The sequence below is a fragment of the Streptomyces sp. NBC_01314 genome (assembly GCF_041435215.1).
Taxonomy (GTDB): domain Bacteria; phylum Actinomycetota; class Actinomycetes; order Streptomycetales; family Streptomycetaceae; genus Streptomyces.
Window position 1 is genome coordinate 8,986,438 of sequence record NZ_CP108394.1, and the last position, 17,576, is coordinate 9,004,013.

The 17,576-nt window shown below is 68.8% G+C and carries 17 protein-coding genes; 15 read left to right on the forward strand and 2 right to left on the reverse strand.

Features of this window, described 5'->3' with window-relative positions:
- The first annotated feature begins 129 nt into the window (after positions 1-129).
- The 3 genes from OG622_RS39545 (at position 130) to OG622_RS39555 (ending at position 3,730) form a co-directional block, all read left to right on the forward strand.
- Positions 130-1,917: a site-2 protease family protein gene (locus OG622_RS39545; protein ID WP_371581433.1), complete on the forward strand. Its 1,788-nt coding sequence runs from the start codon at positions 130-132 to the stop codon at positions 1,915-1,917.
- Between the two features lie 110 nt (positions 1,918-2,027).
- The gene (locus OG622_RS39550; protein WP_371581434.1) at positions 2,028-2,930 is read left to right on the forward strand and encodes a tRNA (adenine-N1)-methyltransferase; all 903 of its coding nucleotides are present in this window, start codon (positions 2,028-2,030) and stop codon (positions 2,928-2,930) included.
- A gap of 224 nt (positions 2,931-3,154) precedes the next feature.
- Positions 3,155-3,730 carry a hypothetical protein gene (locus OG622_RS39555; RefSeq protein ID WP_371581435.1) on the forward strand — a complete coding sequence of 192 codons (576 nt, stop codon included), beginning with the start codon at positions 3,155-3,157 and terminating at the stop codon, positions 3,728-3,730.
- Between the two features lie 89 nt (positions 3,731-3,819).
- Here OG622_RS39555 and OG622_RS39560 read toward each other — a convergent pair whose 3' ends face one another.
- A complete protein-coding gene (locus OG622_RS39560; protein ID WP_371581436.1) occupies positions 3,820-4,125 on the reverse strand; it encodes a ferredoxin in 306 nt (101 codons plus the stop codon).
- A gap of 245 nt (positions 4,126-4,370) precedes the next feature.
- On the opposite strand from OG622_RS39560, the gene arc reads away from it, so the two are divergent.
- The 6 genes from arc to prcA all read left to right on the forward strand — a co-directional run bounded on the left by arc (position 4,371) and on the right by prcA (position 10,519).
- Complete coding sequence (gene arc / locus OG622_RS39565) at positions 4,371-6,137, forward strand: proteasome ATPase (RefSeq protein WP_371581437.1); 1,767 nt, start codon at positions 4,371-4,373, stop codon at positions 6,135-6,137.
- Positions 6,138-6,371: 234 nt separating this feature from the next.
- Entirely contained in the window at positions 6,372-7,883 is a 1,512-nt protein-coding gene (gene dop, locus OG622_RS39570; RefSeq protein ID WP_341846093.1) for a depupylase/deamidase Dop, read from the forward strand.
- A 189-nt stretch (positions 7,884-8,072) separates the two neighbouring features.
- Entirely contained in the window at positions 8,073-8,288 is a 216-nt protein-coding gene (locus OG622_RS39575; RefSeq protein ID WP_005485230.1) for a ubiquitin-like protein Pup, read from the forward strand.
- A 50-nt stretch (positions 8,289-8,338) separates the two neighbouring features.
- Positions 8,339-8,914 carry an endonuclease VII domain-containing protein gene (locus tag OG622_RS39580; RefSeq protein ID WP_371584362.1) on the forward strand — a complete coding sequence of 192 codons (576 nt, stop codon included), beginning with the start codon at positions 8,339-8,341 and terminating at the stop codon, positions 8,912-8,914.
- Positions 8,866-9,711 carry a proteasome subunit beta gene (prcB, locus tag OG622_RS39585; RefSeq protein ID WP_371581438.1) on the forward strand — a complete coding sequence of 282 codons (846 nt, stop codon included), beginning with the start codon at positions 8,866-8,868 and terminating at the stop codon, positions 9,709-9,711. The genes OG622_RS39580 and prcB overlap by 49 nt, the downstream gene beginning before the upstream one ends.
- A gap of 67 nt (positions 9,712-9,778) precedes the next feature.
- Positions 9,779-10,519, forward strand: a complete 741-nt coding sequence (gene prcA, locus OG622_RS39590) for a proteasome subunit alpha (RefSeq protein WP_371581439.1) — start codon at positions 9,779-9,781, stop codon at positions 10,517-10,519.
- A 153-nt stretch (positions 10,520-10,672) separates the two neighbouring features.
- On the opposite strand, the gene OG622_RS39595 is transcribed toward prcA, so the two are convergent.
- Complete coding sequence (locus OG622_RS39595) at positions 10,673-11,686, reverse strand: LacI family DNA-binding transcriptional regulator (RefSeq protein WP_371581440.1); 1,014 nt, start codon at positions 11,684-11,686, stop codon at positions 10,673-10,675.
- A 109-nt stretch (positions 11,687-11,795) separates the two neighbouring features.
- Between OG622_RS39595 and OG622_RS39600 the strand changes: the two genes are divergently transcribed.
- The 6 genes from OG622_RS39600 to OG622_RS39625 all read left to right on the forward strand — a co-directional run bounded on the left by OG622_RS39600 (position 11,796) and on the right by OG622_RS39625 (position 17,566).
- Positions 11,796-13,055, forward strand: a complete 1,260-nt coding sequence (locus OG622_RS39600) for an MFS transporter (RefSeq protein ID WP_371581441.1) — start codon at positions 11,796-11,798, stop codon at positions 13,053-13,055.
- 9 nt (positions 13,056-13,064) lie between these two features.
- Positions 13,065-14,426, forward strand: coding sequence for a Pup--protein ligase (pafA, locus tag OG622_RS39605; protein ID WP_371581442.1), 1,362 nt, complete (start codon positions 13,065-13,067; stop codon positions 14,424-14,426).
- A 90-nt stretch (positions 14,427-14,516) separates the two neighbouring features.
- Complete coding sequence (locus tag OG622_RS39610; protein ID WP_371581443.1) at positions 14,517-14,906, forward strand: hypothetical protein; 390 nt, start codon at positions 14,517-14,519, stop codon at positions 14,904-14,906.
- 148 nt (positions 14,907-15,054) lie between these two features.
- A complete protein-coding gene (locus OG622_RS39615) occupies positions 15,055-16,035 on the forward strand; it encodes an FKBP-type peptidyl-prolyl cis-trans isomerase (protein ID WP_371581444.1) in 981 nt (326 codons plus the stop codon).
- Positions 16,036-16,090: 55 nt separating this feature from the next.
- Positions 16,091-16,462 (forward strand): FKBP-type peptidyl-prolyl cis-trans isomerase, encoded by a 372-nt coding sequence (locus OG622_RS39620; RefSeq protein WP_371581445.1) that lies wholly within the window; start codon positions 16,091-16,093, stop codon positions 16,460-16,462.
- Between the two features lie 150 nt (positions 16,463-16,612).
- The gene (locus tag OG622_RS39625; RefSeq protein ID WP_371581446.1) at positions 16,613-17,566 is read left to right on the forward strand and encodes a helix-turn-helix transcriptional regulator; all 954 of its coding nucleotides are present in this window, start codon (positions 16,613-16,615) and stop codon (positions 17,564-17,566) included.
- Positions 17,567-17,576 lie beyond the last annotated feature (10 nt).

Below are 17,576 nucleotides of genomic sequence, written 5' to 3' on the forward strand. Positions count from 1 at the left end.
CCTTGTGCGACGTGGGGGAAAACAGAGGGGGTGCCGGGGCGGAACGCGCCCCGGTGACCGCATAGCATCGACCGTAGACCCTTCCGCCCGGCCACCGGGCGCGGAAGACGCTTCGAACGAGGGGACATCGTGGAGACGAGCGGCGGGAGCGGGCAGCCGCGGTCCGACAGCGACGAGGCGCCCGAGCGCGCACACCGCGACGCGACCGAGCCACCGGCGGAGAACGGCGCCCCCACCCCGGCCCCGGCCCACCCCACCCCCGACGAGCACATCCCCACCTCCGAAACCCCCCGCGCGACAGACACCCCCGAAGAGCCCGGCGACTCCGAAACACCGGGCGCCTCCAATTCCTCCGGCGACGCCGAGGAAGACGCCGAGGAACAGGACGCCACCGAGCAGCACGGCACCGCCGAGGTACCAGGCGCATCCAGGACCCCCGGCGGCCCCGAGTCCGCGACCCCATCAGAAACCCCCGCACACACGCAGTCCCCGGCCCCGGCGGACCGACCCCCGTCGACTGCCGCGGACGAACCGCCGACGAACTCGGCGGACAAGCCGTCCGCAGGCCCGGCGGACCAGGCCTCGCCGGACGCCGTGGACGAACCGTCGGCCGACTCGGCGAGCGAGCCCCCGGCGGACTCAGCGGCCCCGGCGGCCTCGGCCGACCTGGAGAAGGCGCCGGAGGACGAGCCGGAGCGCACAGCGGCTTTCGCGCGCCCCCACGCCCACTCGGACGCCGCACCCAAACCGCCCGGGCGCCCCAAGGACCCCGGCGGCGGCATCCTCATGGGCCGCCCCTTCGGCGTGCCCGTGTACGTCGCGCCCAGCTGGTTCCTCGTCGCCGCCCTGATCACCTGGGTCTTCGGCGGCCAGCTCGACCGCGTCCTGCCCGAACTCGGCGCCCTCCGCTACCTCGTCGCCCTGTTCTTCGCGGTCGCCTTCTACGCCTCCGTGCTCGTCCACGAACTCGCCCACACCATCGCCGCCCTGCGCTACAAACTGCCGGTGCGCCGCATCCAGCTCCAGTTCTTCGGCGGCGTCTCGGAGATCGAGAAGGAATCCGAGACCCCCGGCCGCGAATTCGTCCTCGCCTTCGTCGGCCCCCTGCTCTCCCTGATCCTCGCGGGTGTCTTCTACGTCGCCCTGCTGGCCGTCGAGCCGGGCACCGTCCCCGGCGTCCTGCTCGCCGGCCTCATGATCTCCAACCTGATCGTGGCCGCGTTCAACCTGCTCCCCGGACTGCCCCTCGACGGCGGCCGCATGCTCCGCGCCGTCGTCTGGAAGATCACCGGCAAGCCGATGACGGGCACGATCGCCGCCGCCTGGGTCGGCCGCGCCCTCGCCGTCTCCGTCCTCATCGGACTGCCGCTGCTCACCCAGTCCGGCCTGCTCGGCTCGGCCGCCGAGGACAGCGTCGGCATGGACACCGTCCTGGACGCCCTGCTGGCCGCGATCCTCGCCGCGATCATCTGGACCGGCGCCGGCAACAGCCTCCGCATGGCCCGTCTGCGCGAACACCTGCCCGAACTCCAGGCCCGCACCCTCACCCGCCGCGCGGTCCCCGTCGAGACCGACACCCCCCTCTCCGAGGCCCTGCGCCGCGCCAACGAAGCCGGCGCCCGCGCGCTCGTCATCGTCGACCTCGACGGCGAGCCCCTCTCACTCGTCCGCGAGGCCGCCATCGTCGGCGTACCCGAACACCGCCGCCCCTGGGTGGCCGTCAGCGGCCTCGCCCAGGACCTCACCGACGGCATGCGAGTCTCCGCCGAACTCGCGGGCGAAGACCTCCTCGACGCCCTCCGCGCGGCCCCCGCCAGCGAGTACCTGGTGGTGGAGGACTCGGGCGAGATCTACGGAGTCCTCTCGGCGGCCGACGTGGAACGCGCGTTCGTGAAGGCCATGGCAAGGCCCAGCTGAGAGCCCCGAAAGCGGCGCGGAGAACTGCGCGACCAGCCACGAACAACCCGCACCTGCCGCCTGCCTGGCCAGTGGTCGGCCGCCCCTCCGGGGACCGGTAGGCTGGTCACATGTCCGAACCGACCGGTGCCGCCCGCCGCCGCGGGCCCTTCAAGGTCGGGGACCAGGTTCAGCTGACCGACCCCAAGGGCCGCCACTACACGTTCACGCTCGAAGCCGGAAAGAACTTTCACACCCACAAAGGTTCCTTCCCGCACGACGAGCTGATCGGCGCACCCGAGGGCAGCGTTGTCCGCACCACCGGAAACGTCGCCTACCTCGCGCTGCGCCCCCTGCTCCCCGACTACGTCCTGTCCATGCCCCGCGGCGCCGCCGTGGTCTACCCCAAGGACGCGGGGCAGATCCTCGCCTTCGCCGACATCTTCCCCGGCGCACGCGTCGTCGAAGCGGGCGTCGGCTCCGGCTCACTCAGCAGCTTCCTGCTGCGCGCCATCGGCGACCAGGGCATGCTGCACTCCTACGAGCGCCGCGAGGACTTCGCCGAGATCGCCCAGGCCAACGTGGAGCGCTACTTCGGCGGCCCCCACCCCGCCTGGCAGCTCACCGTCGGCGACCTCCAGGACAACCTCAGCGACACCGAGGTCGACCGCGTCGTCCTCGACATGCTCGCCCCCTGGGAATGCCTGGAGGCCGTCTCCAAGGCACTCGTCCCCGGCGGCATCGTCTGCTGCTACGTCGCGACCACCACCCAGCTCGCCCGGACCGTCGAGTCCATCCGCGAGATCGGCTGCTTCAACGAGCCGAGCGCCTGGGAGTCGATGGTCCGCAACTGGCACATCGAGGGCCTCGCCGTCCGCCCCGACCACCGCATGATCGGCCACACCGGCTTCCTGCTCACCGCCCGCCGCCTCGCCGACGGCGTCGAGCCCCTCATGCGCCGCCGCCGCCCCTCCAAGGGCTCCTACGGCGAGGACTACTCCGGCCCCAACGCCGACGGCGGCGCCGGCCGCTGAGCCACCGCCCACCCGGCACCGCGGGCGGCCGCCCGCCGCACGCAACGCGCTCTTGACGTGGCCGAGTTCCCGGCAGTGCCCGGGAACTCGGCCACGGCGCTCTCCCGTTGACGCGCCACGAGAAAGCTGCGGGACCCACGTACCCCGCCGTTCCACCCCCACTGTGACGTGTGGCACCATGCGGGTCATCCCAACCGGCACAGCACCCCCAGGAGACGCTCCTAGTGCAGCAATCCGCCGTCCCGGAACTGGCACACGCGCACACCCGCCCCATCCACTGGCTCGCCACGGCCACCGCCCTCGCCGGAGTCGTCGCCCTGTCGTCCGCCCTTCAACCCGACGCGGCGAGAGCGGCCCAGCCCGCCCCGAAGGCGAACCCGGCCCCGGCCGTCGTGGCGGCCCCCGACCCCACCGAGGTCGCCCTCCCCCTCGACTGCGGGCACGTCGGCATCGTCGTGAAGAAGAAGGGCTCCGGGGACCTCGACGGAGACGGCCGCCCCGAAACCGTGGCCGTCGTCCACTGCGACGCCAGCATGGGCACCCCGCCCGACGGTGTGTACGTCCTCACCCGCTCCACCGACGCCGCACAGCCCAGGGTCGTCGCCACCCTCGTGAACCCGAAGGACCGCAGATCCGTCTCCGACTTCGCCGTCCGTGACGCCGCCGTCACCGCGACCCTGCACGGCTACTCGTCGGCCGACGTGCCCAACTGCTGCCCCGACGTCACGGAGCTCGTCAAGTGGCAGTGGAAGAACGGGGCGTTCGTACGCTCGACGCCCGCCGGAGCGCAAAACGTCTGACACCGCCCACCACGGGCGAACGGGAAGTGATCACCCGGCAAACCCGGTGTGAGAAAGCAGACACCCGGCGACGCGGAGTACCCGTCGGGTCACTCCGCGTCAGGCCCGAAGACCTCGACCCTGTCCGAAACCCGACGTATATGGATGCACTCGCCCGGACACTCCTTCGCGGAGTCCACCACATCCGTGAGAAGCGGCAGCGGAACGGGCGTTGTGGCCCCCGGGGCCTGCAGCAACTCGTCGCCCGAGCCCTTCACATAGGCCAGCCCGTCGATGTCCAGCTCGAACACCTCGGGCGCGTACTGGACGCAGATACCGTCACCGGTGCAGAGATCCTGGTCGATCCAGACCTCCAGCGGCCCGCCCTCGGCTCCGGCCTCCTGCTGCACGGTCATCTCTCCTGCCGTCTCGATCGTCGAGCCGGTCGGGAACGATGCAGGCTCTGACGGGTGTTGAACACTTCGACCCTACCCGGGGCGGCTTCCCAACCACGTTCGGTGGGTATTCCCCTGGCGTGAGGGAGAGCGCAAGGGTGAAGATCGGACACACCCCGACCGTCTTTGTGATCTAGGGGTTTCAATCGACACCCACCCAGGTAGGGTCTGGAAGCGTCCAGCTCCCCTTGGAGGAGGTGAGGACCGTGGCAGCCCACGACGACGACATGAACCGCGGCATCCGCCCGGGACGAGGGTCCGACGACCCGGCCGGGCAGATTGCCTACCTTGAGCAGGAGATCGCCGTCCTGCGACGCAAGCTCGCCGACTCTCCGCGACACACGAGGATTCTCGAAGAGCGGATCGTCGAGCTGCAGACCAATCTGGCCGGCGTGTCCGCACAGAACGAGCGGCTCGCCAACACACTCCGTGAGGCCCGCGACCAGATCGTGGCCCTCAAGGAGGAAGTCGACCGGCTCGCACAGCCGCCGGCCGGCTTCGGTGTCTTCCTCACGGCGAACGAGGACGGCACGGCCGACATCTTCACCGGAGGACGCAAACTCCGGGTGAACGTCAGCCCCAGCGTCGACCTGGAAGAGCTCCGGCGCGGCCAGGAACTGATGCTCAACGAGGCACTCAACGTGGTCGAGGCCATGGAGTACGAGAGCGTCGGCGACATCGTCACCCTCAAGGAGATCCTTGAGGACGGTGAGCGCGCCCTCGTGCAGGGGCACACCGACGAGGAACGGGTGGTACGGCTCGCCGAGCCGCTGCTGGACATCACCATCCGCCCCGGCGACGCCCTCCTGCTCGAACCCCGCTCCGGCTACGTCTACGAGGTCGTGCCCAAGAGCGAGGTCGAGGAACTCGTCCTCGAAGAGGTCCCCGACATCGGCTACGAGCAGATCGGTGGCCTCGGCAACCAGATCGAGATGATCCGCGACGCGGTCGAGCTCCCCTACCTCTACCCGGACCTGTTCAAGGAGCACGAACTCCGCCCGCCCAAGGGCGTCCTGCTCTACGGACCCCCCGGATGCGGCAAGACGCTCATCGCCAAGGCCGTGGCCAACTCACTGGCCAAAAAGGTCGCCGAAGTCACCGGACAGGCCACCGGCAAGAGCTTCTTCCTCAACATCAAGGGCCCCGAACTCCTCAACAAGTACGTCGGCGAGACCGAGCGGCAGATCCGCCTCGTCTTCCAGCGTGCGAGGGAGAAGGCCAGCGAGGGCACCCCCGTCATCGTCTTCTTCGACGAGATGGAATCCCTCTTCCGCACCCGTGGCTCCGGCGTCAGCTCGGACGTGGAGAACACCATCGTCCCGCAGCTGCTCGCCGAGATCGACGGCGTGGAAGGCCTGCAGAACGTCGTGGTCATCGGCGCCTCCAACCGCGAGGACATGATCGACCCCGCCATCCTGCGCCCCGGCCGGCTCGACGTGAAGATCAAGATCGAGCGTCCGGACGCCGAAGCGGCCAAGGACATCTTCCAGAAGTACCTCACCGAGCGTCTCCCGCTGCACGCCGACGACCTCGGCGAACACAGCGGCTCCAGGTCCGCCACCGTCCAGAGCATGATCCAGACGGCAGTGGAACACATGTACACCGAATCCGAGGAAAACCGCTTCCTGGAAGTCACCTACGCCAACGGAGACAAGGAAGTCCTCTACTTCAAGGACTTCAACTCCGGCGCGATGATCGAGAACATCGTCGGTCGCGCCAAGAAAATGGCGATCAAGGACTTCCTCGACAAGAACCAGAAAGGCCTCCGCGTCTCCCACCTCCTCCAGGCCTGCGTGGACGAGTTCAAGGAGAACGAGGACCTGCCCAACACCACCAACCCGGACGACTGGGCCCGAATCTCCGGAAAGAAGGGCGAACGGATTGTCTACATCCGTACGCTGATCACCGGAAAGCAGGGCTCCGACACCGGACGCTCCATCGACACGGTGGCGAACACCGGACAGTACCTGTAAAACACAGGGCGGCTGCGGGTGCCCTCGGTGGGTACCCGCAGCCGACTGTTTTTCGGGCAACGGCCGGAGCAAGGCAATGACGCAAATGATCTCCCCACCAGCGCAGAGCCGTTCTAGGCTCTTCCGTACCGCCGAGTCGCGCAGTGCGGGGACGGGCACCGCACACGCACCGGAGCGCCAGCGGTACTTGAGCGGCGTCCCCGACCGAGGGCGCCGCCGGGCAAGGAGGGCCGCATGACCGTACGGCGAGTAATGGGCATCGAGACGGAGTACGGGATCTCCGTCCCCGGCCACCCCAATGCCAATGCCATGCTCACCTCGTCCCAGATCGTCAACGCCTACGCCGCGGCGATGCACCGGGCCCGCCGGGCCCGCTGGGACTTCGAGGAGGAGAACCCGCTGCGGGACGCGCGAGGCTTCGACCTCGCCCGCGATTCCGCCGACTCCAGCCAGCTCACCGACGAGGACATCGGCCTCGCCAATGTCATCCTCACCAACGGCGCGCGGCTCTACGTCGACCACGCCCACCCCGAATACAGCGCCCCCGAGGTCACCAACCCCCTGGACGCCGTCCTGTGGGACAAGGCCGGCGAGCGCATCATGGCCGAAGCCGCCGAGCGCGCCGCCCAGCTCCCCGGCGCCCAGCCGATCCACCTCTACAAGAACAACACCGACAACAAGGGCGCCTCCTACGGCACGCACGAGAACTACCTGATGAAGCGGGAGACCGCCTTCTCGGACATCGTGCGCCACCTCACGCCGTTCTTCGTCTCCCGCCAGGTCTTCGCCGGCGCCGGCCGCGTCGGCATCGGCCAGGACGGCCACGAACACGGCTTCCAGCTCAGCCAGCGCGCCGACTACTTCGAGGTCGAGGTCGGCCTGGAGACCACCCTCAAGCGCCCCATCATCAACACCCGCGACGAACCCCACGCGGACGCGGAGAAGTACCGCCGCCTCCACGTGATCATCGGCGACGCGAACCTGTCGGAGATCTCGACCTACCTCAAGCTGGGCACGACAGCCCTGGTGCTGTCGATGATCGAGGACGGCTTCATCGCCGTCGATCTGGCCGTCGACCAGCCCGTACGCACGCTGCACCAGGTCTCGCACGACCCGACCCTGCAACGCCTCGTCACCCTCCGCAGCGGGCGCACGCTCACCGCCGTACAGCTGCAGATGGAGTACTACGAGCTGTCGCGCAAGTACGTGGAGGAGCGGTTCGGGGCCGACGCGGACGACCAGACCAAGGATGTCCTGAGCAGGTGGGAGGACACGCTCAACCGGCTCGAGAACGATCCCATGAGCCTCTCGGGCGAGCTGGACTGGGTGGCCAAGCGGGAACTCATGGAGGGCTACCGGCGCCGGGACGACCTCGACTGGGACGCCGCCCGACTCCACCTCGTCGACCTCCAGTACGCCGACGTACGCGCCGAGAAGGGCCTCTACAACCGTCTCGCGGCCCGCGGCAAGATGAAGCGGCTCCTGGACGAGACGGACGTCGACAGGGCCCGTACGAAGCCGCCGGAGGACACCCGTGCGTACTTCCGCGGCCGCTGCCTGGAGCAGTACGCGGACGACGTCGCGGCGGCCTCCTGGGACTCGGTGATCTTCGATCTTCCGGGACGGGATTCGCTCCAGCGCGTCCCAACCCTCGAACCGCTTCGCGGAACGCGAAATCACGTCAAGGAGCTCCTGGACCGCTGCCGCACGGCAGAAGACCTGGTCAGGGTCCTGTCAGGACGCTGAACCGCGCTGTGATCCCATTCCGCCGAGCAGGGTGGAAACAGCGGCGTCCGGGAATCATCGAGGTGGTCCCCGGACGTTGTGGAAACGACGGGGCCAATGTCAGACCGGGCTTGTAGGGTCTGATCATCACCGATCGGCAGGAAAGCCGACCTGCCGACCATGTCGGGCGAACTGAGCGGGGTGAGGGTTATGGCGACCAAGGACACCGGCGGCGGACAGCAGAAGGCGACCCGTTCCACCGAGGAGACCGAAGCGGCGCCGGAGGCGCAGGCTTCGGAGGACCTCAAGGAACGACAGGAGAAGCTGAGCGACGACGTGGACTCGGTTCTGGACGAGATCGACGATGTCCTGGAAGAGAACGCCGAGGATTTCGTTCGATCATTCGTTCAGAAAGGCGGCGAGTAGCCTTTTAATTGAAGGCTGCGGGGGATCTTGCGTTGTCAATCGAAGATGGCGTGAAGCGCTGCGTGCGGTGCGGCGAAGACAAGCCGCTCGCAGCCTTCGCCCGCAGAAGGTCAAACCTCGACGGACTCCAAAGGCATTGCCGGGACTGTGCATCTAACTATCACCGGACACGCCAGGAGAGCCTGGGTAAGAAGGTCCGGCCCCGGGCGGAGGTTCCTGAGGGGCACAAGCTCTGCCTCAAATGCGGCGAGGTCAAGGCGTGGAGTGAGTGGCATCGGAACGCCACTGCTTCGGATGGGCTGTCGACTCGCTGCAAAACATGCCGTGCCGCAGAGGGTCGCGCAGGGCACCTGAAGCGGCAGTACGGCATGACCGAAGCTGAGCGTGACCAGATGATCGCCTCGCAGATGGGCCTCTGCGTGATCTGCCTGAAAGCCCCGGCCGTTCATGTGGATCACTGTCATAAGACGGGTAGGGTCCGAGGCGTACTGTGCTTCAACTGTAATTCGGCCATCGGCAAGTTGGGAGACGATCCCGACGCTGTTCGTCGGGCTGCCGCCTACTTGGAGGGAACTTCGTGGAAGCCAACACTCGTAGCACCGGGCGTCTACCAGCTGCCTTCCTGACGCCTGGGTCGTCGTCCTTCATGGACTTCCTGTCGGACCACCAGCCGGAGATGCTCCCCGGCAAGCGGCAGCTGCCGCCGGTCCAGGGCGTCATCGAGGCCCCGCACGGCACGACGATCGTGGCCGTGTCGTTCCCTGGCGGTGTGGTGCTCGCCGGTGACCGCCGGGCCACGATGGGGAACATGATCGCGCAGCGGGACATCGAGAAGGTGTTCCCGGCGGACGAGTACTCGGCGGTGGGTATCGCCGGCACGGCCGGTCTGGCCGTGGAGATGGTCAAGCTGTTCCAGCTGGAGCTGGAGCACTTCGAGAAGGTCGAAGGCGCGCAGCTCTCGCTGGAGGGCAAGGCCAACCGTCTGTCGACCATGATCCGTTCCAACCTGGGCATGGCCATGCAGGGCCTGGCCGTCGTCCCGCTCTTCGCCGGTTTCGACGTGGACCGGGGCAAGGGCCGCATCTTCTCCTACGACGTGACGGGTGGTCGTTCCGAGGAGAGCGGCTACGCGGCCACCGGTTCCGGCTCGATCTTCGCGCGCGGCGCGATGAAGAAGCTCTTCCGTGCCGACCTCTCCGAGGACGAGGCGACGACCCTCGTGATCCAGGCCCTCTACGATGCGGCAGACGACGACTCGGCCACCGGTGGCCCCGACGTCGCCCGCCGGATCTACCCCATCGTCACCGTGATCACCGAGGACGGCTTCCGCCGGCTCACCGACGAGGAGTCCTCCGAGATCGCCCGCGCGATCCTGGAGCGGCGCCTGGAGCAGCCCGACGGCCCGCGCGCCGCGCTGCTCTAGCTGGTCCGGTCGACGGCCCTCTTATCAAGGTGATCCAGTGACTTCGACAGAAAGGGACGGATAACCGGTGTCGACGCCGTTCTATGTCTCACCCCAGCAGGCGATGGCCGACCGGGCGGAGTACGCCCGCAAGGGCATCGCCCGTGGCCGCAGCCTGGTCGTGCTGCAGTATGCCGACGGCATCGTGTTCGTCGGCGAGAACCCGTCCCGTGCGCTGCACAAGTTCAGCGAGATCTACGACCGGATCGGCTTCGCGGCCGCCGGCAAGTACAACGAGTACGAGAACCTGCGGATCGGTGGTGTGCGCTACGCCGACCTCCGCGGTTACACCTACGACCGTGACGACGTGACCGCCCGTGGTCTCGCCAACGTCTACGCCCAGACCTTGGGCACGATCTTCTCCTCGGCGGCCGAGAAGCCGTACGAGGTGGAGCTGGTCGTGGCCGAGGTGGGGGAGACCCCCGAGGGTGACCAGATCTATCGGCTGCCGCACGACGGTTCGATCGTGGACGAGCACGGCTCGGTCGCGGTCGGGGGTAACGCCGAGCAGATCAGCAGCTATCTGGACCAGCGCCACGAGGACGGTATGTCCCTGGCGGAGGCCCTGAAGCTGGCGGTGCAGGCCCTGTCCCGTGACACCAACGGCACGCAGCGGGAGATCCCCGCCGAGCGCCTCGAGGTCGCGGTCCTCGACCGTACCCGCCCGCAGAAGCGCAAGTTCAAGCGCATCGTCGGTCGACAGCTGGGGCGCCTGCTGGAGATCGACGGCGCCGCCACCGAGGCCGAGAGCGCCGACGAGGACGAGTAGTACCGGCGCCTTCGGAAACACCCCGCCCGTAGTGCGCCCCGGCCGGCACAGGCCGGGGCGCGCGGCGTATTGAGGTCGCACTGGAGTGCCCCTGGTGGGGGCGCGGGGAACTGCGTGATCAGCCACGGTCGTCCCACGGTCGGGTTGCCCTCGTCAGGGCCCTGGTGGTGCCGTGGATCCGCGAACCACCAGCTCCACAGGAATGTCCCCCTCCGCGGGCGTGCGGCCCTCCAGGACGGCCAGCAGCGCTTCCATCCCTCGCTCCCCGAACGACTCCGAGTCCAGCCGCACGGTCGTCAGCTCGGGATCCAGTGCGGTGGCGAGGGCCAGGTCGTCGAGCCCGGTCACGGAGACGTCCTCCGGTACCCGCAGTCCCAGCCGTCGTGCGGCCTTGTACGCGCCGGCGGCCAGCTTGTCGTCGTCGCAGACGACCGCGGTGGGCCGCTTCCCGGGTCCGCTCAGCGCGCCCTCCGCCGCGGCCAGTGCCCCCTCGATGGAGATCGGCGCGGCGGCCGTTCGCAGGGACGTGCCCGGCGTCGAGCCGACCCGGGCCGCCAGTTCGCGGGCGCGGACGTCGAAGGTCCAGGAGGGGATGTCGGCGGCGAGGTGCAGGAAGTGGCGGTGCCCCAGCGCGAGGAGGTGGGCGGCGACCTGTCGTATGCCGTCGCGGATGTCGAGGTTGACGGTGGCGGCTCCCAGGCTGCCTTCCGGGTCGCTGTCCAGCATGACCAGGGGCAGTTGGTCGCCTCGGATCGCGGTCAGCGCGTCGGCGGCCATGGACGAGGCGATCACGCCGTCGAGGGCTGCCTGGGCGGAGGCGAAGGGGTCGCGGGCGGGGCCGACGCCTTCGGGGGAGGGATACAAAACCACGCCGAAGCCGTGGCGCGCGGCGACCCGGGCGGCGCCTGTGTAGACGCCCGCGAAGAACTCGGTCGTGAGGGCGGGTACCACCAGCAGTACGGTCCGGGTGCGGCCGAGGCGGAGGTTGCGGGCTGCGAGGTTGGGCCGGTAGCCGAGGTCGCGCGCGGCTTCGCGTACGCGTTCCGCCGTGGTCTCGGAGACGCGGCCGCGCCATTTGTCGCCGAGGACGAGGGAGACGGCGGCCTGGGAGACGCCGGCGGCCTGGGCGACGTCACGGCTCGTGGGCCGTGTACTACCTCGTGCCACTGTCGGCCTGCTCCCTCGTCTGGACTCGTGGACAGGGCACATGGTACGTATGGACGAGGGACGTTATACGTAACACTTCGCTCGTCGACAGCGCATCGAGAGGCAGGACATGGCCGCCGGATATCTCGAGATCCTCAGGACGCGGCACGCGGCGCGGCTGCTCGCCGGAACGCTGGTGGGCCGGTTGCCGAACGCCACCGCCGCGATCGCCATCGTGCTCTTCGTCCGCGCGGAGGGCGGCACGTACAGTCTCGCCGGCGCGCTGGCCGCCGTGTACGGCCTCGCCAACGCCGTGGGGCAGCCGCTGCTGGGGCGGCTCGTCGACCGCCACGGACAGCCGCGTGTACAGCTGCCGGCGGCCGTCGTCGCCGCCCTCGCCATGTCCGTCTTCGCGCTGTCGGGGCTGGATCCGCTGCCGGTGGCGTATCTCGCCATGGCGGTCGCCGGGCTGTTCACGCCTCCTCTGGAGGGCGGGCTGCGGGCCCTGTGGTCCTCGGTTCTCCGCAAGGAGGAGCAGGTGCACACGGCGTACGCGATGGACGCGGTGGCGCAGGAGGTCATGTTCACCGTCGGGCCGCTGCTGGTGACCGTGTGCGTGGCGCTGTGGTCGGCGTCGGCCGCGCTCGTCGCGCTCAGTGTCATCGGGGTGCTCGGTGCTCTGTGGGTGGTCGTCTCGCCGCCCTCGCGGGCCTGGCGTTCCGCTCCGCGTGAGGCCCACTGGCTGGGCGCGCTGCGCTCGCCGGGGCTGCTGGCGCTGCTCGGCGCGTTCTTCTTCGTCGGTATCGCCCTCGGCTCGATCACCGTCGCCGCCGTCTCCTACGCGGACGACAACGGCGGGGACGCCGTCTACGGCTGGCTGATGGCGGGCGTCGGGCTGGGGGCGCTGGTGGGCGGCACGGTGTACGGCGCGCGGCAGTGGAGCGGGGCGCCGGAGCGGCGTCTGCAGGTGCTGGTGGCGCTTCTGGCGGTCTGTTACGTGCCGCTGACGCTGATGCCCGGTCCGGTGGGGATGACGGGGCTCACGACACTCGCGGGTGTGTTCCTGGCGCCGGCCATCGCCTGTGTGTTCGTCCTCGTCGACAGGCACGCGCCGCGCGGCACGGTCACCGAGGCGTTCTCCTGGATCGTGACGACGTTCACTGTGGGCCAGTCGGTCGGAACGGCCGTCGCGGGACCGGTCGTCGAGTGGGGCGGGACGCTGTGGGGGTTCGCCGTGCCGGGGGCCGCGGGGGCCGTGTCGTTGCTGGTTCTGCTGGCCACCGGGCGGGTTCTCGCTGTTCCTTCTGAGGGTGCGGTGGTTGCGGTCTCATCGGAAAATGATCCAAACCGTGCTGCCGAACCCCGTTTCAGCTCGGTGGATCGGGCGTAATGTTCAGTCATGGACCGCCGCATTTTCGGGCTGGAGAACGAGTACGGCGTCACGTGCACGTTCAGGGGACAGCGCCGTCTGTCTCCTGACGAGGTGGCGCGGTACCTCTTCCGCCGTGTCGTGTCATGGGGCCGCAGCAGCAATGTGTTTCTGCGGAACGGAGCCCGCCTCTATCTCGACGTGGGCTCACATCCGGAATACGCGACACCCGAATGTGACAACGTGACCGAACTCGTCACTCACGACAAGGCCGGCGAGCGCATTCTCGAAGGACTGCTGGTCGACGCCGAACGCCGCCTGCACGAGGAAGGAATCGCGGGCGACGTCTACCTCTTCAAGAACAACACGGACTCGGCGGGCAACTCGTACGGTTGCCACGAGAACTATCTGGTGGCCCGGCACGGGGAGTTCTCCCGGCTCGCGGACATCCTGATTCCGTTCCTCGTCACCCGGCAGCTGCTGTGTGGCGCGGGCAAGGTGCTGCAGACACCGCGTGGTGCGGTGTACTGCGTGAGCCAGCGCGCGGAGCACATCTGGGAGGGCGTCAGCTCGGCGACCACCCGCTCCCGGCCGATCATCAACACCCGCGACGAGCCGCATGCGGACGCCGAGCGGTACCGCCGTCTCCACGTCATCGTGGGCGACTCGAACATGTCCGAGACGACCATGTTGCTGAAGGTCGGTGCGACCGACCTGGTGCTGCGCATGATCGAGGCGGGCACGGTCATGCGTGACCTCACTCTGGAGAACCCGATCCGGGCGATCCGCGAGGTCAGTCATGACCTGACCGGCAGCCGCAAGGTGCGGCTGGCCAGCGGCCGTGAGGCCTCCGCGCTGGAGGTGCAGCGCGAGTACTACGAGAAGGCCGTGGACTTCGTCGAGCGCCGCGGCATCCGTACGGGCACCGTCGAGCAGGTCCTGGAGCTGTGGGGCCGCACGCTGGACGCGATCGAGGCCGAGGACCTCGACCGGATCGGCACCGAAATCGACTGGGTGATGAAGTACAAGCTCATCGAGCGGTACCGGGCGAAGCACAACATGACCATGTCGAATCCGCGGGTCGCGCAGATAGACCTCGCATATCACGACATCCACCGCCGCCGTGGCCTCTACTACCTGCTGGAGAGGAAAGGTCAAGCCACCCGTATCTGCAATGACTTGAAGATCTTCGAGGGCAAGTCGGTTCCGCCGCAGACCACTCGGGCGCGGCTGCGCGGGGACTTCATCCGGCGTGCCCAGGAACAGCGTCGTGATTTCACGGTCGACTGGGTGCATCTGAAGCTCAACGACCAGGCACAACGCACGGTGTTGTGCAAGGACCCGTTCCGTTCGGTGGACGACCGGGTGGAGAAGCTGATCGCCGGAATGTGAGCTGACGCGGACCGGCCCGGCGTTGTCCGTGTGGGCCGCCCGGTGTCCGAGGTACTCGTACCTCGGACACCGGGCGTTTCTGTGTCTGCGGTGAGAGAGATTTCGTTCGAGGTCGTCTATACGCCCGTCGTCATCCGGGTCGACAAGGTGCACAAGGGCGATCTGAAGAACGGCTCCGAGGTCGTGGTGCGGTCGATGGGCGGCAGCGCTGACGGCGTCCGGTACGAGATAGAGGAGGCGCCGGCCAAGGAGACCTTCAAGGAGGGTGCCTCGCTGGTCGTCTTCGGCAGCGAGTACGAGGCCGTCGACTCGGAGTCCGAGCCCGCCATGACGCCCAACTTCCTCTACCGGGAGACCGGCGACACCGTGGTCGACGCCACGTACGCGGACGGCGCGCACGACGGCGGCCCCGCCGACCGGATGGACCGGACCGCGTTCCTCGGCAAGCTCCGCTCGCTGAAGGGCGAAACGGCTTCCTGACCCGCGGTCAGCGGGTCGCATACGCGGTGAACGTCGCCCGGGCCGGATTCCGGCCCGGGCGACGGCGTGTCTTGCGGCGATCCGTCCCGGGAGCACGTTCGTCGTAGAGTGGCGGCCACTGCCCCCACCTCCGAGCCCAGTTGGACTGATGAACCACAACACGAAACGACGCGTCGCCGCGCTGCTGGCCGTTCCCGCTCTGTTGTTCACCGCCGCGTGCGGATCGGACGACGGGAACGACGGTGATACGGCGGAAGGCATCGCCCAGGTCAAGGGGAAGGTCGGGGCGAAGCCCGAGATCTCCGTGCCCAAGGACGCCGAACCGTCCGAGAAGACCGTGACCAAGACGCTCTCGGAGGGCAGCGGAAGCGCGATCAAGGCCTCCGACTTCGTGCGGTTGGACTGGACCGTCGAGAAGTGGGGCGGCGACCAGGCGCTCAGCGGCACCTGGGCCGCCGCGACGGCCGGCGACAAGGCGCCTCGACGGCAGTCCGTCGAACAGATCGGCAAGCCCAGCCAGCAGCTGCCCGAAAAGGTTCTCGACGTGGTGAAGGGCAAGAAGCCGGGCAGCCGGATCCTTGTGCAGGGCACCGCGGGTGATCTGCTCGGCCAGAACCTGAACCCCGATGCCGGCATCGCCGCGAAGGACGTGCTGGTCTGGGTGATCGACCCGGTCGCCGCCGGCACCGTGGACGTCCAGGCCGAGGCCGAGGGTGAGCAGGCGGCCCTCGAGGCGGGCATGCCCGAGGTGAAGGCACCGCCGAAGAAGGCGGCGACCATCACCATCCCCGAGGGCGCCAAGGCCCCGAAGGACCTCAAGGAGCAGGTGCTGATCAAAGGCAGTGGCGAGAAGGTCGAGGCCGGCCAGGGGCTCGTCGCCCAGTACACCGGGGTCAAGTGGGAGGACGGGAAGAAGTTCGACTCCTCCTGGGACCACGGTGGCGGCACCGCCTTCCAGATCGGCACCGGCTCGGTCGTGACAGGCTGGGACAAGGGCCTCGTCGGCAAGAACGTGGGCGACCGGGTGCTGCTGGTGATCCCGCCGTCCCTCGGCTACGGCGCGAGCCCCGAGAGTGAGCTGGCCAAGAACACGCTGGTCTTCGTGGTGGACATCCTCGGCACCGTCTGACCCACCGGTCTGTGAGACTGTTCCCGACGCAGGTCCCGCAACAAGGAGTGATGAAGTGAGCATCGAGAAGCCCGAGATCGACTTCCCCGAGGGTGAGCCGCCGGCGGAGCTGGCGATCAAGGACATCTGGGAGGGCGACGGCGAGGTGGCCCAGGCGGGTCGGACCGTCACCGTGCACTACGTGGGTGTGTCCTTCTCCACCGGTGAGGAGTTCGACGCCAGCTGGAACCGTGGTGACCCGTTCCGTTTCCCGCTCGGTGGCGGTCGTGTCATCAAGGGCTGGGACCAGGGTGTGCAGGGGATGAAGGTCGGTGGCCGTCGCCAGCTGACCATCCCGGCCCACCTCGCCTACGGCAACCAGAGCCCGACTCCGGCGATCAAGCCCGGTGAGACGCTGATCTTCGTGGTGGACCTGCTCGGGGTCTGATCTGTCGGAAACCGCGTCGGGGCCGATCGCGCCGCGACCGGTGTCGACTGTCTGGGGTCCATGCCTGTCCGGGCATGGGCCCTCGGCTTTTGCCGCGACGCTTCGTAGCGGTACGGTCGTGCCGCAGAAGCACCCATAGGAAGGGCGTCGATGGCCATTGCCAAGGCCGAGCGGTTGATGAACCTGGCGCTGTGTCTGCTGGGGACGCGCCGACCGCTCAGCAAGCGCGAGTTGCGGGAGTCCATCGAGGCCTATCTGGAAGCCGGCAGCGACGACTCCTTCAACCGCATGTTCGAGCGGGACAAGGACGATCTGCGCGAACTCGGCCTGGTCATCGAGACGGTGGAGAACCTCGACGGCGAGGTCGGCTATCTGGCCCGCCGCGACAGCAACAGCCTCCCGCCCATCACCCTCGACGCGGAGGAGGCCGCGGCCCTCGGACTCGCCGCGAAGGTCTGGCAGCAGGCCCGCCTCGCCGGAGCCGCGAGCGGCGCCCTGCAGAAGCTGCGCGCGGCCGGGCTGCCCGAGGACGTTGACCCGTACGAGGCCCATGGCGCCCTGGAGCCGCGCATCCCGGTGCACGAGGCCGCGTTCGAACCGCTGATGCTGGCCTGCCGGGACCGCCGTCCGGTCCTGTTCGAGTACCGCAAGGCCACCGCCGTCCGCCCCGAGCCCCGCCAGGTCGAGCCGTGGGCGCTGGAGTGCTGGCGCGGTCACTGGTATCTCGCCGGCTTCGACCGCGACCGGGGTGCCGAGCGGGTCTTCCGGCTCTCCCGGATCACCGGCAAGGTCCGCAGCCGGGGCAGTGCCTTCACCGCGGAGGTGCCGGACGTGGTCACCGTGCGGGAGACGGTCGCGAGCTGGGCGGGGGAGACCGCCGACCGTTCCGCGCTGATCCGGCTGCGTTCCGGCGCAGGCTACCCGCTGCGGGCGAAGGCCTCCGCCGTACGGGAACTCGGGGACGGCTGGGACGAGTTGGAGATTCCGTACGGGCACGGGCTGGATGCCTGGCTGGTGGAGTTCGGGCCCGACGTGGTGGTCCTGGAGCCCGCCGAGTTGCGGGCCGACGTGGTGGACCGGCTGCGTGCCGTGGCCAAGGGCTGAGGGGGACGTA

What these genes read in the sequence shown, in the direction of transcription:
- pafA (WP_371581442.1), top strand. Translation starts at nt 13,065, where the DNA reads ATGGACCGCCGCATTTTCGGGCTGGAGAACGAGTACGGCGTCACGTGC.
- dop (WP_341846093.1), top strand. Translation starts at nt 6,372, where the DNA reads ATGACCGTACGGCGAGTAATGGGCATCGAGACGGAGTACGGGATCTCC.
- OG622_RS39600 (WP_371581441.1), top strand. Translation starts at nt 11,796, where the DNA reads ATGGCCGCCGGATATCTCGAGATCCTCAGGACGCGGCACGCGGCGCGG.
- OG622_RS39615 (WP_371581444.1), top strand. Translation starts at nt 15,055, where the DNA reads ATGAACCACAACACGAAACGACGCGTCGCCGCGCTGCTGGCCGTTCCC.
- OG622_RS39575 (WP_005485230.1), top strand. Translation starts at nt 8,073, where the DNA reads ATGGCGACCAAGGACACCGGCGGCGGACAGCAGAAGGCGACCCGTTCC.
- OG622_RS39625 (WP_371581446.1), top strand. Translation starts at nt 16,613, where the DNA reads ATGGCCATTGCCAAGGCCGAGCGGTTGATGAACCTGGCGCTGTGTCTG.
- OG622_RS39550 (WP_371581434.1), top strand. Translation starts at nt 2,028, where the DNA reads ATGTCCGAACCGACCGGTGCCGCCCGCCGCCGCGGGCCCTTCAAGGTC.
- OG622_RS39560 (WP_371581436.1), bottom strand. Translation starts at nt 4,125, where the DNA reads ATGACCGTGCAGCAGGAGGCCGGAGCCGAGGGCGGGCCGCTGGAGGTC.